This window comes from Thiomonas sp. (assembly GCF_054608695.1).
This window is the reverse complement of record NZ_JBTRXV010000093.1, coordinates 1-13938: the sequence shown is the minus strand read 5'-3', so window position 1 is coordinate 13938 and position 13938 is coordinate 1. Positions and strand designations below refer to the sequence as shown.

16 protein-coding genes and 1 pseudogene are annotated in these 13938 nt (G+C 57.0%); 13 read left to right on the top strand and 4 right to left on the bottom strand.

Annotated elements, in window-relative coordinates:
- The 4 genes and pseudogenes from ACYCUK_RS20160 to ACYCUK_RS20145 all read right to left on the bottom strand — a co-directional run.
- A pseudogene (locus ACYCUK_RS20160) lies at nucleotides 1–208 on the bottom strand (glycosyltransferase family 4 protein); the annotation flags it as partial.
- Between the two features lie 121 nt (nucleotides 209–329).
- Entirely contained in the window at nucleotides 330–785 is a 456-nt protein-coding gene (locus ACYCUK_RS20155; RefSeq protein ID WP_461596435.1) for a DUF29 domain-containing protein, read from the bottom strand.
- A gap of 121 nt (nucleotides 786–906) precedes the next feature.
- The gene (gene gmd / locus ACYCUK_RS20150) at nucleotides 907–1881 is read right to left on the bottom strand and encodes a GDP-mannose 4,6-dehydratase (RefSeq protein WP_461596434.1); all 975 of its coding nucleotides are present in this window, start codon (nucleotides 1879–1881) and stop codon (nucleotides 907–909) included.
- On the bottom strand, nucleotides 1878–2759 hold the full coding sequence (locus ACYCUK_RS20145) for a GDP-mannose 4,6-dehydratase (RefSeq protein ID WP_461596433.1): 882 nt from the start codon (nucleotides 2757–2759) through the stop codon (nucleotides 1878–1880). Before ACYCUK_RS20145 ends, gmd begins: the two co-directional genes overlap by 4 nt.
- A gap of 271 nt (nucleotides 2760–3030) precedes the next feature.
- Between ACYCUK_RS20145 and ACYCUK_RS20140 the strand changes: the two genes are divergently transcribed.
- From ACYCUK_RS20140 to ACYCUK_RS20080, 13 genes are all read left to right on the top strand, one after another.
- A complete protein-coding gene (locus tag ACYCUK_RS20140; protein WP_461596432.1) occupies nucleotides 3031–3315 on the top strand; it encodes a DUF4258 domain-containing protein in 285 nt (94 codons plus the stop codon).
- Nucleotides 3312–3536, top strand: a complete 225-nt coding sequence (locus ACYCUK_RS20135) for a type II toxin-antitoxin system MqsA family antitoxin (RefSeq protein WP_461596431.1) — start codon at nucleotides 3312–3314, stop codon at nucleotides 3534–3536. The genes ACYCUK_RS20140 and ACYCUK_RS20135 overlap by 4 nt, the downstream gene beginning before the upstream one ends.
- On the top strand, nucleotides 3536–3802 hold the full coding sequence (locus tag ACYCUK_RS20130) for a hypothetical protein (protein ID WP_461596430.1): 267 nt from the start codon (nucleotides 3536–3538) through the stop codon (nucleotides 3800–3802). The genes ACYCUK_RS20135 and ACYCUK_RS20130 overlap by 1 nt, the downstream gene beginning before the upstream one ends.
- An 86-nt stretch (nucleotides 3803–3888) precedes the next feature.
- Nucleotides 3889–4656, top strand: a complete 768-nt coding sequence (gene rfbF, locus ACYCUK_RS20125) for a glucose-1-phosphate cytidylyltransferase (RefSeq protein WP_461596436.1) — start codon at nucleotides 3889–3891, stop codon at nucleotides 4654–4656.
- Complete coding sequence (rfbG, locus tag ACYCUK_RS20120) at nucleotides 4653–5732, top strand: CDP-glucose 4,6-dehydratase (protein WP_461596429.1); 1080 nt, start codon at nucleotides 4653–4655, stop codon at nucleotides 5730–5732. The genes rfbF and rfbG overlap by 4 nt, the downstream gene beginning before the upstream one ends.
- A complete protein-coding gene (gene rfbC, locus ACYCUK_RS20115; protein ID WP_123102946.1) occupies nucleotides 5729–6280 on the top strand; it encodes a dTDP-4-dehydrorhamnose 3,5-epimerase in 552 nt (183 codons plus the stop codon). The genes rfbG and rfbC overlap by 4 nt, the downstream gene beginning before the upstream one ends.
- Nucleotides 6277–7503 (top strand): methyltransferase domain-containing protein, encoded by a 1227-nt coding sequence (locus ACYCUK_RS20110; protein WP_461596428.1) that lies wholly within the window; start codon nucleotides 6277–6279, stop codon nucleotides 7501–7503. The genes rfbC and ACYCUK_RS20110 overlap by 4 nt, the downstream gene beginning before the upstream one ends.
- Nucleotides 7500–8348, top strand: a complete 849-nt coding sequence (locus ACYCUK_RS20105) for an NAD-dependent epimerase/dehydratase family protein (RefSeq protein ID WP_461596427.1) — start codon at nucleotides 7500–7502, stop codon at nucleotides 8346–8348. Before ACYCUK_RS20110 ends, ACYCUK_RS20105 begins: the two co-directional genes overlap by 4 nt.
- Entirely contained in the window at nucleotides 8348–9160 is an 813-nt protein-coding gene (locus tag ACYCUK_RS20100; protein ID WP_461596426.1) for a cephalosporin hydroxylase family protein, read from the top strand. The genes ACYCUK_RS20105 and ACYCUK_RS20100 overlap by 1 nt, the downstream gene beginning before the upstream one ends.
- Before the next feature lie 130 nt (nucleotides 9161–9290).
- The gene (locus ACYCUK_RS20095; RefSeq protein ID WP_461596425.1) at nucleotides 9291–10814 is read left to right on the top strand and encodes an oligosaccharide flippase family protein; all 1524 of its coding nucleotides are present in this window, start codon (nucleotides 9291–9293) and stop codon (nucleotides 10812–10814) included.
- 100 nt (nucleotides 10815–10914) lie between these two features.
- Nucleotides 10915–12114 (top strand): glycosyltransferase family 2 protein, encoded by a 1200-nt coding sequence (locus ACYCUK_RS20090; protein WP_461596424.1) that lies wholly within the window; start codon nucleotides 10915–10917, stop codon nucleotides 12112–12114.
- A gap of 183 nt (nucleotides 12115–12297) precedes the next feature.
- Nucleotides 12298–13695 carry a glycosyltransferase family 4 protein gene (locus ACYCUK_RS20085; protein WP_461596423.1) on the top strand — a complete coding sequence of 466 codons (1398 nt, stop codon included), beginning with the start codon at nucleotides 12298–12300 and terminating at the stop codon, nucleotides 13693–13695.
- 52 nt (nucleotides 13696–13747) lie between these two features.
- A partial coding sequence (locus ACYCUK_RS20080; RefSeq protein ID WP_461596422.1) for a type II toxin-antitoxin system Phd/YefM family antitoxin occupies nucleotides 13748–13938 on the top strand: 191 nt, incomplete at its 3' end.

The window sequence follows — 13938 nt, the reverse complement described above, 5'->3', positions numbered from 1 at the left end:
CGCGATATTTTTTCCGTGCCCAGGGCAGATTTTGAATGAAAGTCGTCTGCGCCTGCTTGCCCAGGAGCCGTTCGCGGTCGGCATCACTCAGGAAATCCACCACGGCAAAGAGATCCGCCTGCGGATAAAGCATCAGCATCTCCCGCAAGACCCGCTCGGCCCCGGCATAGGTGACCAGCCAGTCGTGGACGATGGCCACTCGCAGGGGCGGCTTAAGGGACACTAGTGCTCCAACACGGCAATGGGTAATCGCCCTGCTCCTGATGCAAATGACGGAATGGCCTTAGAGACCCGCCGGCCATGAGCTACAGCTTCGCGAACGCGCTTTGTCACTCCGGCATCCAGTCGCCCAGGACGTCCTCAATGGGCCAAGGGCAGGCCTCGGGAAAGGTGGAGAGGGGAAGACCGGTTTCTCTCGCCGCCTTTTTGATGGCTCGCCCCCATGCCTCTTGAAAGGAGTATTGGATAAAGCTCCGGAGACTGGGGGAGTCGTTCAGGCTGAGCTCTATTTGCTCCCGCTGTTCTTCGATGGTCCCTGACCAGCTAGGGGATCGCTTTTTTGCTTGCCAGTACCACTTCGCAAGGTGCATGAGCAAGACGGTCATGCGGCTGACAAGTTCGCGACGATCCTTTTTGCCCATGGATTCGAGTTCCTCGGCGGCGTTTTCCCAATCCATCCAGTCGGGTTTGTGGCGGCGCAGGAGATCGGCCTGCTCCATGGTCCAGACGTAGAAATCCTGATTATACAAACCGGCGCTTGTATCCAGTTTCAGTGCCGTTCCCATGTCATGTCTCCTGATGGCATGTGATGCTGCTCAAAGCATAGGACAATGGCCATGAGTTAGGAAGGCAGGCGTTGGATAAAGCCGGCATAGGTGACCAGCCAGTCGTGGACGATGGCGACCTTCACGCCGGTTTCGCCACCCGCCGCAGATCCGCCTCCATCATCATCCCGATGAGTGTCTCCAGGGGCGTGCCGGCCTCCCAACCCAGTCGCGCCTTGGCCTTGGCCGGATTGCCCAGGAGAATATCCACCTCGGCCGGACGATAGAAACGCGGGTCGATGACCACATGGTCCTCATAATTCAGGCCCACATGGGCGAAGGCGATGCGGCACATCTCCCGGACCGAGGTGGTGCGGCCGGTGGCGATCACGTAATCGTCGGGCTGCTCCTGCTGCAGCATCCGCCACATGGCATCCACATAATCCCCGGCAAAGCCCCAGTCGCGCTGGGCGTCGATGTTGCCCAGGCGCAGCTCCTTTTGCAGCCCGGCATGGATGCGCGCCACGGCGTCCGTGACCTTGCGCGTGACAAACTCGATCCCGCGCAGGGGCGATTCGTGGTTGAACAGGATCCCGCTGGAGGCGTGCAGGCCAAAGCTCTCCCGATAGTTGATGGTGCTCCAGTGCGCATAAAGCTTGGCCACCCCATAGGGGCTGCGGGGATAGAAGGGGGTGTGCTCATCCTGCATGGGCTGCTGGATCTTGCCGAACATTTCGCTGGTGGAAGCCTGATAGAAACGGGCCTGGGGGTTGGCGATGCGCAGCGCCTCCAGCATCCGCACCGCGCCCACGCCCGTTACTTCCGCCGTGAGCAGGGGCTGATCCCAGGACGTGGCCACGAAACTCTGGGCCGCGAGGTTGTAGATCTCCGTGGCCCGGGACTTTTCCAGGGCGCGGATCATGGAGGAGAGATCCAGCAGATCGCCGTCCAGCAAGGTGATCCGCTCCAACACATCCAGCTCGCGCAGGCGCCAGAGGGTATCGGAGCCGCGCCGGGCGATGAAACCATACACGTCATAGCCCTTGTCCAGCAGCAGTTTGGCCAGATAGGCCCCATCCTGACCGGTGATGCCGGTAATCAACGCGGATTTGCTCATCTCAATTCCTTTTCCCAGTAGTCCAAAATATCGGTCAACGTCTGTTCCAACGAAATCTCGTTCGCCCACCCCACTGCAGCGCGGATGGCAGATGGATCCCCCACCATGCGCCGTTGCTCCGCAGGACGCAGGCGGGCGGGATCGGTGCGCAACTCGGCCCGGACCCCGGCAGTCTGCAGCAGGCCCTCCAGCAGAGAGCGCAAAGGCCGTTCCCGGCCCGAGCAGACATTATAGATAGACCCGTTCTCCCCCCGCTGCAGGAGAAGATGATAGGCGCGCACCACGTCCCGCACATCGCTGAAATCGCGGGTCACGTCCAGATCCCCCGTCACTAGCACCGGCTCCCGCCGCCCCAGACGCATCTCCATGATCTGCCGCGCAAAGTCGGCCACGGCAAAACGCGCGTCCTGACCGGGGCCGATATGGTTGAAGGGCCGCGCCAGGAGCACGCGAAAGCCCCCCGTCTGGCTCCACTGATAGCAGAGCGCCTCCGCCGCCACCTTGCTCACCGCGTAAGGGCTGCGCGGGCGCAAGGGCTGGGCCTCCCGCACCGGCAGATCCCCCTCCTCCACCCGCCCATACACATCCCCCGAGCCGATATAGAGGAATACCCCACTGAAACGGATGGCGTCCAAGGCCTGCAGCAGATGCAAGGTGCCGGTCAAATTCACCGCCAGGGTCTGGGCGGGGTCCTGAAAGGAGGCCGCCACCGAGCTGTGGGCCGCCAGATGCAGGACCGCGTCCGGCCGGATGGCCGCCACCGCCGCCCGCACCCGCCCCGCATCGCGCAGATCCACCGCCCCCGCCCCATCCGCCAGCCCCACCCCGCCAAAGGCGTGGCAAAAATGCCGGCCGACAAAGCCGTCGGCGCCGGTCACCAGCACATTCATCCCATCGCACTCCCAACCCGCCCATCGCTCGCCGGCCATGATATCAGACACTGCGGCACACTTAGAATCTGCGACGCCGCCTCATCGGACTGCGGCACCCCCTCGACAGCGGCCCCAGCGCTGCCTACAATTTTGAACATAGGATGGAAAATCCCCATGCGCCTCAGCCCCGAACAGACCGACCTCATCCGTCAGGCCGCGAAAAGTCTTCGACTGACGGGTAAGGGGCGAGGATTGGGGGAACGACGGAAGATCAGTTATGATTTGCAGGGACGTGCGTTTCAGTCGTCACGCTCCCCAGCGCATGTTCGAGCGCGCCATATCGGAGAACGATGTTCTTGATGTGCTGAAAAAAGGGGAGACGATCGAGGAATACGCGAACGACATCCCTTATCCCAGCCGTCTGTTACTGAGTCGCAACGCTGGGCGCCCCTTGCGTGTTGTGGCAGCCCACGACCCAGATAGCGGATTTTGTATAGTGATTATGGTCTACATTCCGGACCCAGCCCAATGGGATGAAGCTTTCACCAGGAGGCGCGTATGAAATGCGTGATATGCCGCCACGGCGACACCCGGCCCGGGACGGTTACGGTGACCTTGGAGCGCGGCGACACCGTCGTCGTCATCAAGGACGTCCCGGCAGAGGTCTGTCAGCAATGCGGGGAATACTACCTTGACAAAGCCACCACTGCTCGCGTCATGCGCATGGCCGAGGAGGCGGTGCAGCGCCATGCTGAGGTGGAGATCCTGCGCTACGCCGCCTGATGTTGCGCCAGAGCGCCGCAGAAAACTTCGGCCCGGAAGCTCGCGTCTGGCTCTTCGGCCCGCGGGTGGATGAGCGCAAGCTGGGCGACGATGTGGACCTGCCCGTCGAAAGCGACCGGGATCTCTCCGTACAGGCCTTGCCGCGCACCCAGGCGCGCATGGAATACGCGCTGCGCTTACCCGTTGATCTCGTGGTGCAAGCGCCGTGCCGCCAACCGGGGCCCACCGCCAACATCGCCCGGATGACCGGGATACGCCTGACATGACCACGCTCTTTCACGAGCAAATCGCCATGGTCGCTCCGATCGCTCTCCGGTGCGCCTTGATTTGGAGGAGAATATAGTTGGACGGAATGAAAGCAGTAATCCTGGCTGGCGGCTTTGGCACGCGGATTAGCGAGGAATCTCACTTAAAACCGAAACCGATGATTGAAATCGGTGGGAAACCCATCCTCTGGCACATCATGAAATGCTACTCCCATTATGGAATCAATGATTTCATCATCTGCCTGGGTTACAAGGGATACATCATCAAGGAGTACTTCTCCAACTACTTCCTGCACATGTCCGATGTCACCTTTGATATGGCGAACAATCGGATGGAGGTCCACCAAGGCCACGCCGAACCTTGGCGGGTAACCCTCGTCGACACCGGACAGGATACCCTGACCGGGGGCCGACTCAAACGGGTACGAGATCATATCGGAGACAAAACCTTTTGTTTCACCTATGGTGACGGGGTTTCCGATATCGACATCAAAGCGCTGGTTGAATTTCATCGCAAACACGGCAAGCGGGCCACCGTCACCGCCATTCAGCCGCCGGGGCGCTACGGCGCGCTGAACATGCGGGAGGACATCGTGCAAAGTTTCCAGGAGAAGCCCGCCGGCGACGGCGCATGGATCAATGGAGGGTTTTTTGTGCTGGAGCCCTCCGCCCTGGACCTGATCGAAGGGGATCAGACCAGTTGGGAAGCCGAGCCGTTGGTCGGTCTTGCCCGGGAAGGGCAGTTGGTGGCGTTCAAACATAGGGGTTTCTGGCAAGCCATGGACACGCTCCGGGACAAAACCCATCTGGAAAACTTGTGGCGCAACAGTCCCCCATGGAAAATCTGGACATGAGCTTATTTGCCGACCGGTACCGTGGGCGGAAAGTGCTCTTGACCGGACACACAGGGTTCAAGGGCAGTTGGCTCGCCTTGTGGCTCACCGAAATGGGTGCCGAAGTCACGGGGATGGCGTTGCCCCCCGAGACAGATCCTAACCATTGGGACCTGCTCCGGCTAAATATGTCCGATCATCGCTGCGACGTGCGGGACGGCTCCGCCGTGCTCCACGTCCTGGCCAGCACCCAGCCGGAAATCGTTTTCCACCTTGCCGCCCAGCCGCTGGTCAGGCGTTCCTACCGGGACCCGCTCCAAACCTGGTCCACCAACGTCATGGGGACCGCCAACCTCCTGGAGGCCTGCCGGCAAACCCCGAGCGTGCGTGCGATCCTGGTCGTGACCTCCGACAAATGTTACGAAAACCGGGAGTGGTCCTGGGGCTATCGGGAAACGGACCGACTCGGTGGACATGACCCTTATAGCGCCTCCAAGGCCGCGACCGAGATGGTGGTTGCCAGTTATCGTAATTCCTTCTTTCACGGGGAGGGCGCTCCCCTGCTCGCCTCCGCCCGCGCCGGCAACGTGATCGGCGGTGGGGACTGGTCGGAAGACCGCCTGATCCCCGACCTCGTTCGGGCAATCACCCAACAATCCCTCCTGGAAATCCGCTCCCCCGGCGCCACCCGGCCCTGGCAGCATGTGCTGGAATCCCTCAGCGGCTATTTGCTCCTGGGGCAACAGTTGCTGGAAGGACGGCGGGAGCTTGCGGAAGGGTGGAATTTCGGCCCCGATGCGGAAGGGAACCGCACCGTTGCAGACGTACTTGCGCGACTGCAGGCGCACTGGCCCCAGCTATCCTGGCAGGCAAGCGCGCAGCCCCAGCCCCATGAAGCCCGCCTGCTGTATCTGGACAGCGCCAAAGCCAAAGCCCGGCTGGGCTGGAAGCCGGTCTGGTCCCTGTCCGATGCCGTCATCGCCACCGCCGACTGGTACCGAGCATATCTGGAGCACGGCAACGTCATCAGTCGAGCGCAGCTTGGGGCGTATATTGCCCGCGCCCGGGCCGCCGGCGTGACCTGGAGCGCCGCATGAACATTCATTCCACCGCCCTGCGGGGAGTCGCCATCGTGGCGACTCAGCCCTTCGCGGACCGGCGCGGCGCTTTCTCACGCTTCTTCTGCAAAGATGAATTGGCCGCTATAATCGGCAACCGCGACATCGTCCAGATCAACCACTCCCGCACCAGCATGGTAGGCGCGGTCCGGGGCTTGCACTACCAGCTCCCGCCCCATGCCGAAATGAAGCTGGTGCGTTGCATCCGAGGGCGCGTCTGGGATGTGGCGGTGGATTTGCGCGCCGGGTCGCCGACGTTTTTGCACTGGCATGCCGAGGAATTGACCCCGGATAACGCCCGCATGCTGGTGATCCCGGAGGGTTGTGCCCATGGCTTCCAGGTGCTGGAAGCGGAAAGCGAATTGCTCTATTTGCACACCGCATACTACACCCCCGCCGCCGAAGGCGGCCTGCGCCATGACGAGCCCCGGCTGGGGATTGCCTGGCCCCTGCCCGTTGCCGATCTCTCCGCGCGTGACCGCCATCATCCGCCGCTGAACGCCGATTATTCAGGAATGACTGTATGAAATGTCGTCACTGCCACGAACCGCTCCAACACGTATTCCTTGATCTCGGCTTCGCCCCGCCCTCCAATGCCTACCTGTCCGCGGCCGACCTCCTGGCACCCGAACTGTACTTCCCGCTCAAGCTCTTTGTCTGCCACCACTGCTGGCTGGTGCAGACGGAAGACTACGCCCAGGCGGACGAACTCTTTCGCGCGGACTATGCGTATTTCTCGTCCATTTCCCAAAGCTGGCTGGAGCATGCGGCCCGCTATGTCCGCATGATCAGCGCCCGGCTGGCACTCGGAAAAGACAACCTGGTCATGGAAGTGGCCGCCAATGACGGCTATCTGCTCAAGAATTTCGTAGGGGCGGGCATCCCCTGCCTCGGCATCGAGCCCACCGCCGGCACGGCAGATGCCGCAGAAAATCTGGGCATCCCCATCCTGCGGGAATTTTTCGGCACGCGACTGGCCCAATACCTGGCCGCCCAAGGCAAACGCGCGGACCTCATCATCGGCAACAACGTCTACGCGCATGTGCCGGATATCAACGACTTCACAGCCGGCCTCAAGGCTGCCCTCAAAGACTCAGGCACCATCACGCTGGAATTTCCCCACCTGATGCGCCTCCTGGAAAACACCCAGTTCGACACCGTGTATCACGAACACTTCTCCTATCTTTCCTTGTACACCGTGAGCCGCATCTTCGCCGAAGCCGGTCTGCGCCTATGGGATGTGGAAGAGCTGCCCACCCACGGCGGCAGCCTGCGCATCTACGGCTGCCATGCGGAGGATGAACGCGACACCACCCCGGCGGTGGCGAAGCTGCTGGAAGAAGAGGATCAAGCGGGCCTACGCGATCCGGAAACCTACCGCGCCTTTCAGCCGCGCGCCGACCGCGTGAAAGACGACCTCCTCGCTTTCCTGATTGCGCAAAAGCGAGCGGGCAAGTCCGTTGCCGCCTACGGCGCCGCCGCCAAAGGCAACACCCTGCTCAACTACGCCGGCATCAAGCCGGATTTGCTGCCCTATGTCTGCGATGCCGCGCCGTCCAAGCAGGGGAAATTCCTCCCCGGTTCCCACGTCCCTATTCTGCCCCCTGCCGTGCTCAAAGAGCGCCGTCCGGATATCGTCCTGATCCTGCCCTGGAACATCGCGGATGAAGTGAAGGGCCAGCATGGGTATATCCGGGATTGGGGCGGAGAGTTCGCGGTGGCAGTGCCGCATTTGACGGAGCACCTATGAAGGTACTGGTGACCGGCGCAACGGGATTTGTAGGACAACACGTCATTCCACAACTATTGTCTCATGGACATACGGTGACCGCCGTTGCGAGGGATTCAGCCAAGGCGCGCACATTCGACTGGTACGGACAGGTCAATTTCGTTGCTTGCGATATCTATCAGCCAAGTGAAAATATCATTCACCTTTTCGGACTTCAAGATGTGGTGATCCATCTAGCTTGGGAAGGATTGCCCAATTATAAAGAGCTGTTTCATTTTGAGCGCAACTTGTTTGCAGATTACAACTTTATCAAGTCCTTAGTCTATGGCGGGGCGCATCACCTACTCATTGCGGGAACTTGTTTTGAGTACGGCTTGAGAAATGGTTGCTTATCAGAGGATATGCCATCGCTGCCAGGCAACCCATACGCACTGGCCAAGGATACTTTGCGAAAATTCGTTGAAGTACTGGCACAAAAACAGGACATTACTGTGCAATGGGCGCGGCTTTTTTATATGTATGGTAATGGTCAGAACCAGAATAGCTTGATTGCCCAACTGGATCGCGCCATCGACAGCTGCGACCCTGTATTCAATATGTCCGGCGGCGAGCAGTTACGGGATTATCTTCCCGTGGAAGATGTTGCCACCAAGCTGGTAAATCTGATGGAGCACCCGCAATGCACAGGCATCGTAAATATTTGTAGTGGAGAACCGATCTCCGTCCGGCGACTGGTGGAACAACATCTAGCCCAACGGGAGTCACACATCCGACTGAATATTGGTTATTATCCATATCCTGATTATGAGCCGATGGCCTTTTGGGGCGATGCAAAGAAGTTTTCTTCTATTACTGGTGGGAAATAATGAAAAACATGCACGAAGAGTTCCTAAAGGAATGTCAGGAAAGAATCATATCCTATGCGAACTCTGAAGTTAAACGGGCAGCGCACGCCTTCATGGTTGCAAGCACCATACCAAAATATTCCTATAATTTTTCCTTTCTTGGCCGCCCCATCATCCAGTATCCACAAGACATGGTCGCCATGCAGGAGTTAATATGGCAGATAAAGCCCGATCTGATCATCGAGACGGGCATCGCCCATGGCGGATCGCTCATCATGAACGCCTCCATGCTGGCGATGCTGGATTACTGTGAGGCGGTGGAAGCAGGACGGATGCTTGATCCGCAGGCAACAAAACGCCGCGTGCTGGGCATCGACATCGACATCCGCGCCCACAATCGGGCAGCCATCGAGGCGCACCCCATGTCCCATCGCATCGACATGATTCAGGGCTCATCCATCGCTGCAGAGGTCATCGCTCAGGTACACGATATTGCCAGGAATTATACGCGGGTATTGGTTTCCCTGGATTCAAACCACACCCACGAGCACGTCTTGGCGGAGCTGGAGGCCTATGCGCCGCTGGTGAGCAAGGACAGCTATTGTTGCGTTTTTGACTCCATCATCGAGGATCTCCCGGACGAAATGTACCCGGACCGGCCGTGGAGCAAGGGAAACAATCCCAAAACAGCGATTTGGGAATACTTGCGCAGACTGACCGAGGAAGGTCGCAACGCGGCGGACGGTGCGCCCTTGGCTTTCGAGATCGACAAGAGCATTGAGAATAAGCTCCTGATCACCGTTGCCCCCGATGGCTATCTCAAGCGAGTGTGAACTACGCCAGCGGAGCTGAAATCTACGATAACGGCACATCGATGATGCCTCATCCATTGGGACAGCCTCGTGCCGTATTTGCAGGATGGGCGGATGATGGTAGCGATCATGGAAAGAAGGCCTGTAGTGAATGTCTAGCGTAAAACGCAACATCATCGCCAACTACCTCGGCGGCGGCTGGAGCGCCCTGATGGGGCTGGCCTTTCTACCCATCTATATCCGCTACCTTGGCATAGAGGCTTACGGACTGATCGGCGTATACGCTTCACTCCAGGCGTGGTTCGCGCTGTTGGACATGGGACTATCCCCAACCATCAATCGGGAAATGTCACGCTTCACTGCGGGAATACACTCCCCGCAAAGTATTCGTGACCTGCTCAAATCCGTCGAGATGATTTATATGGGGATTGCGGCGTTGCTCGCCGTCATCGTGATCGGCATAGCTTCCTGGATCGCCACAGACTGGCTAAAGGTGGAGGTGCTTTCCATCCGAACGGTCACCCATGCCCTCATGATCACCGGCGTGATTATCGCGTTTCGCTGGGTGGATACCCTCTACCGCAGCGCCATCCTCGGCCTGCAGCACCAGGTATGGCTGAATGGTGTGACTGCGGCTTTTGCCACCATTCGCGGACTGGGGTCCATCGGGGTGCTGGCCCTGATTTCACCCACCATCCAGGCTTTCTTTATTTTTCAGGCGCTTACCTACGCCCTGGAAACCATCCTGCTGGCCAGGCAAACGCATCGGTATTTGCCAACGCCTCCAAATCCTCCGAAATTCAGCATCGACGCCCTTCGGGGAGTTTGGAGCTTCGCGGCGGGCATGACCATGATCACCTTCCTGGCCACGATCCTCACCCAAGTGGATAAGCTGCTCCTGTCCACATTGCTGCCATTAGAGCAATTCGGCTACTTTACCCTGGCGAGCACGGTGGCGGGCGCGCTTTCCATTCTGATTGTGCCCATCAGCAACGTGGCCTACCCGCGCTTTACCGAACTGGTCGCATCCGGAGAGGAAAAGGCGTTCACCATGCAATATCACCAGTTTGCGCAGTTGCTGACCATCTCCGTCATCCCGGCCACGCTCATCCTGTCTTTTTTTTCGCATCAGATCATTTATCTGTGGACCCATAGCGCGGCAACCACGCAGGCCGTAGCCCCGATTCTCTCGATATGGGTCATCGGCACCGCCCTGAACGGCCTGATGCACGTCCCCTACATGGCCCAACTCGCCCATGGCTGGTCACGCCTCACCGTTATTGTAAACACCATCGCCGCAGCCATCATCATCCCCGCTTTTCTCATCCTGGTGCCGCGTTATGGGGTTATGGCTGCGGCGTGGATCTGGGTGGCGATCAACACCGGCTACATTCTGTTCGCAGTCCCGGCCATGCACCTGAAGATACTGAGACACGAGAAATGGAAATGGTATGAAGCCGACGTATTCGGCCCTCTGCTAATAGGTCTAGTCATCGCGCTGGGAATGTTTTTATGGGCAGAGCAACACCCGGAAATGAGCCTCCCCGCGGAATCCATATTTTTGGCCATGGGCGCCGTTCTGGTACTGCTGGCCACCACCATGACGACTCCGCTAGGACGTCAGACGGTCTTTAAGGCAATGCGTCGGATTACAGGAGCTAATGCAATTAATTAATGAGTAAGGCAACACCAAGATATCTTGGTGCTGCCTTACTCTCCCTGTTTGGACACTACTTTTCTAAGGAATTAGCAAGAATTTTTTGAGGCTATGAGATATGGTTGAGAATTTTTTCAATGTAGTCATCCCCACCAGAAATAGACTGGCAACGCTTCGGTATTCCTTGAAAACCGTTATTAATCAGGACTATGATAATTATATGGTAATAATTTCTGATAATTGCAGCAACGATGGCACGTGTGATTTTATCAACGGATTGAATTGTGAGAAGGTAAAATACTACAATACAGGACGGAGCTTGAGCATGTCATCTAATTTTGAATTTGCTATTTCCAAAATTAACGAAGGATTTGTGATAGTTATTGGCGATGACGATGGATTATTACCTCATGCTTTAACTGATATTAATGGTCTTCTTAACAAAGAGAATGTTTTGGCTATTTCATCGAAAACAGACGTGTACTATTGGCCTGGAGGCAGCCCCAATCAGGATTTATTAATGGTACCAACTGGAGATGGTGGCACCTCACGGAAGTCATCTGCGGAGTCACTCAAAAAGGTCTTAAATGGCGATATTAATTATACAGAGCTACCTATGTTATATACGGGCGGCGTGGTTCACTCGACTCTCATAGAAAGAGCAAGAAATAGAAATGATAAATTTTATAATTCATTTACGCCTGATATATATAGCGGGATCGCAATAACATCTGTTGTGGATCAATTCTTAAGATGCGAAGCACCATTTGCAATCTCTGGACTTTCTAAATACAGCAACGGCCAATCCCAGTTAGGTGTTAGCAAAAGCGAATCCATTGCAGAAGACTTTTTCCGTGCCAATGATATTCCATTTTATCACGCTCTAGGTGACGGAAAAATTAAATCAGTCCATTTGTTGACTTTGGAGGCTTACATTCAGAGCAGCTTCCTAAGGAGCGACAAGGATAAGATAGACATGCTTAGGCAATTTGAAATTGTGGTTGCAAAAGCACCCAAAAATTTAAGGAATGAGACTATCAACTATCTGCAGGTAAACTGCTCATTCAATCCTGCACCCATGTCGATAAGCCAGATTAGAATGCATATAGTTATAGCAAAATTTATGCTAATAAATATTATCGAAAGATTCAATAGAATCATGTTCTGGGATGCCATTCCAGTCAGTGGCAAAGTAGGCAATGTATATGAAGCTTCAGAATATATTACAAAAATCAAGCTAAGGCTTATAGATAAAATGTTATACAAACTAAAATATGTTAAATCAAAGATGGGAAAGATGTTAACCAAAGGCGATTGAGATAACGCGATTCGTTCTGGGAACTAACAAATTTGAGTAAGGTTTCTTATAATACTAGATCAAATCTACGCATAAAATCCTAGCCCGCTCGCTTCATTTATTCTTTCCGCATCGCTCTCAGCAGCAACCTCACAGCAAGGTCACCATGAAAATTCCTACCCGCTCGCTCCACCCCAAAGCTCAATGAACACTGCCATCAAACGCTGGATCCGGTCACTATTGGCCAACTCCAAAATCATTGCCATCGCTCGCAACATGTTGCGCCCATTCCCAGCACTGGAAGAAGAGGTACGAGTATGGGTTTATTTATTTAAAAAGCATACCATTCGCACCGGCCACGCGCCACTCTTGGCAGAAAGCCATCGGACGCAATCAAGTTTTATTCCCGAAGAACATCAACTACTGGTAGACATATCGGGCCTGATATTGCGTGATGTACATACCGGCGTGCACCGGGTCGTGCGCAGCATCCTGCAAGAGCTCTTGCATCATTTGCCTGCACGCTATGTTGTAGAACCGGTTTATGCCGATGCTGCAGGCCAGCTCCGGTATGCGCGTAAGTTTGCCTGCTCCATGATGGCCCAGAACCCTACCGATCTTGAAGAACCTTTCGTGGCCATTCAGCCAGGAGATGTGTTTTTTTGCCCTGACCTGTACCTAGACTATCCCATTGCCACATTGGCCGCCCTGCAACAGCGCGGATTGCGGATTGTTTTTACCGTTTACGACATCGTTGGCCTGAACAATGCCCGGCTCTTCCCTAGAGCCTACCACCTCGCCTTCACCGACTGGTTCGCCGGAGTGATGTCCGTGGCCGACGCCATCGTCTGCGACTCCCGCGCCGTAGCCGACGAGGTAAAAACGTGGCTGGAGGATCGCCCTAGTCTCCGTACCCGTCCTCTGCCCATCGGCTATTTTCACCTGGGCGCCGATATCGAGGCCAGCAGACCCACCCAGGGGCCGGAAGGCGAAGGGGTGGAGGTGCTGGCCGCCTGCCGGTCGCGGCCCACCCTGCTCATGGTCGGCACCCTGGAACCACGCAAAGGCCACGCCCAGGCGCTGGCGGCGGTTGAATCGCTCTGGAAAGACGGCATCCACCTCAATCTGGTCATCATCGGCAAGGAAGGCTGGCGCACCCAGCGCCTAGCGCGCCAGTTGCGCCGTCACCCCGAACGCAACCGGCGTTTATTCTGGCTGGAAAAGGCCAGCGATGCCCTGCTCATGCAGCTGTATGCCCAATCCTCCGCCCTCCTCGCCGCGTCCTACGCCGAAGGCTTCGGCCTGCCCCTCATCGAAGCCGCCCGCCAGGGCCTGCCCATCATCGCCCGCGACATTCCGGTCTTCCATGAAGTGGCGGGCGAGTTCGCCTTTTACTTCCCCGACACCGACAGCGCCGCCCTCGCCGACAGTCTCCGCCGGTGGCTCAGCCTATACGCCGAGGGCAAAGCGCCGCAATCCAAAGACATGCCCTATCTCACCTGGGCGCAAAGCACCCAACAACTCCTCCAGGTGATCCTGGAAAACGACTGGTACACCACGTACCTGCCTGCGGAAGCCCACTGCAATGACCGCCAGCACTAGACAAGTGGCCAACGAACACGTACATTAAAGCGTACATACAAGGAGCTCCAGAATGGATGCGATTACCTACACAACGGTTCGCGCAAACTTGGCGAGCGCGATGGACAGAGTTTGCAACGACCACGAAGCGCTGATTATCACCCGCAACGGACAGCAGTCCGTGGTGATGCTCTCACTCGAAGACTACAAGGCGCTGGAAGAGACCGCCTATCTTCTGCGCACGCCCGCGAACGCGAAGCGCCT

Bases quoted from the DNA above. Each gene is read 5' to 3' on its own strand.
- ACYCUK_RS20140 (WP_461596432.1), top strand. From the start codon at position 3,031: ATGATTTGCAGGGACGTGCGTTTCAGTCGTCACGCTCCCCAGCGCATG.
- ACYCUK_RS20095 (WP_461596425.1), top strand. From the start codon at position 9,291: ATGTCTAGCGTAAAACGCAACATCATCGCCAACTACCTCGGCGGCGGC.
- ACYCUK_RS20110 (WP_461596428.1), top strand. From the start codon at position 6,277: ATGAAATGTCGTCACTGCCACGAACCGCTCCAACACGTATTCCTTGAT.
- ACYCUK_RS20130 (WP_461596430.1), top strand. From the start codon at position 3,536: ATGTTGCGCCAGAGCGCCGCAGAAAACTTCGGCCCGGAAGCTCGCGTC.
- rfbG (WP_461596429.1), top strand. From the start codon at position 4,653: ATGAGCTTATTTGCCGACCGGTACCGTGGGCGGAAAGTGCTCTTGACC.
- ACYCUK_RS20100 (WP_461596426.1), top strand. From the start codon at position 8,348: ATGAAAAACATGCACGAAGAGTTCCTAAAGGAATGTCAGGAAAGAATC.
- ACYCUK_RS20155 (WP_461596435.1), bottom strand. From the start codon at position 785: ATGGGAACGGCACTGAAACTGGATACAAGCGCCGGTTTGTATAATCAG.
- ACYCUK_RS20085 (WP_461596423.1), top strand. From the start codon at position 12,298: ATGAACACTGCCATCAAACGCTGGATCCGGTCACTATTGGCCAACTCC.
- ACYCUK_RS20135 (WP_461596431.1), top strand. From the start codon at position 3,312: ATGAAATGCGTGATATGCCGCCACGGCGACACCCGGCCCGGGACGGTT.
- ACYCUK_RS20090 (WP_461596424.1), top strand. From the start codon at position 10,915: ATGGTTGAGAATTTTTTCAATGTAGTCATCCCCACCAGAAATAGACTG.
- rfbF (WP_461596436.1), top strand. From the start codon at position 3,889: ATGAAAGCAGTAATCCTGGCTGGCGGCTTTGGCACGCGGATTAGCGAG.
- ACYCUK_RS20105 (WP_461596427.1), top strand. From the start codon at position 7,500: ATGAAGGTACTGGTGACCGGCGCAACGGGATTTGTAGGACAACACGTC.
- rfbC (WP_123102946.1), top strand. From the start codon at position 5,729: ATGAACATTCATTCCACCGCCCTGCGGGGAGTCGCCATCGTGGCGACT.
- gmd (WP_461596434.1), bottom strand. From the start codon at position 1,881: ATGAGCAAATCCGCGTTGATTACCGGCATCACCGGTCAGGATGGGGCC.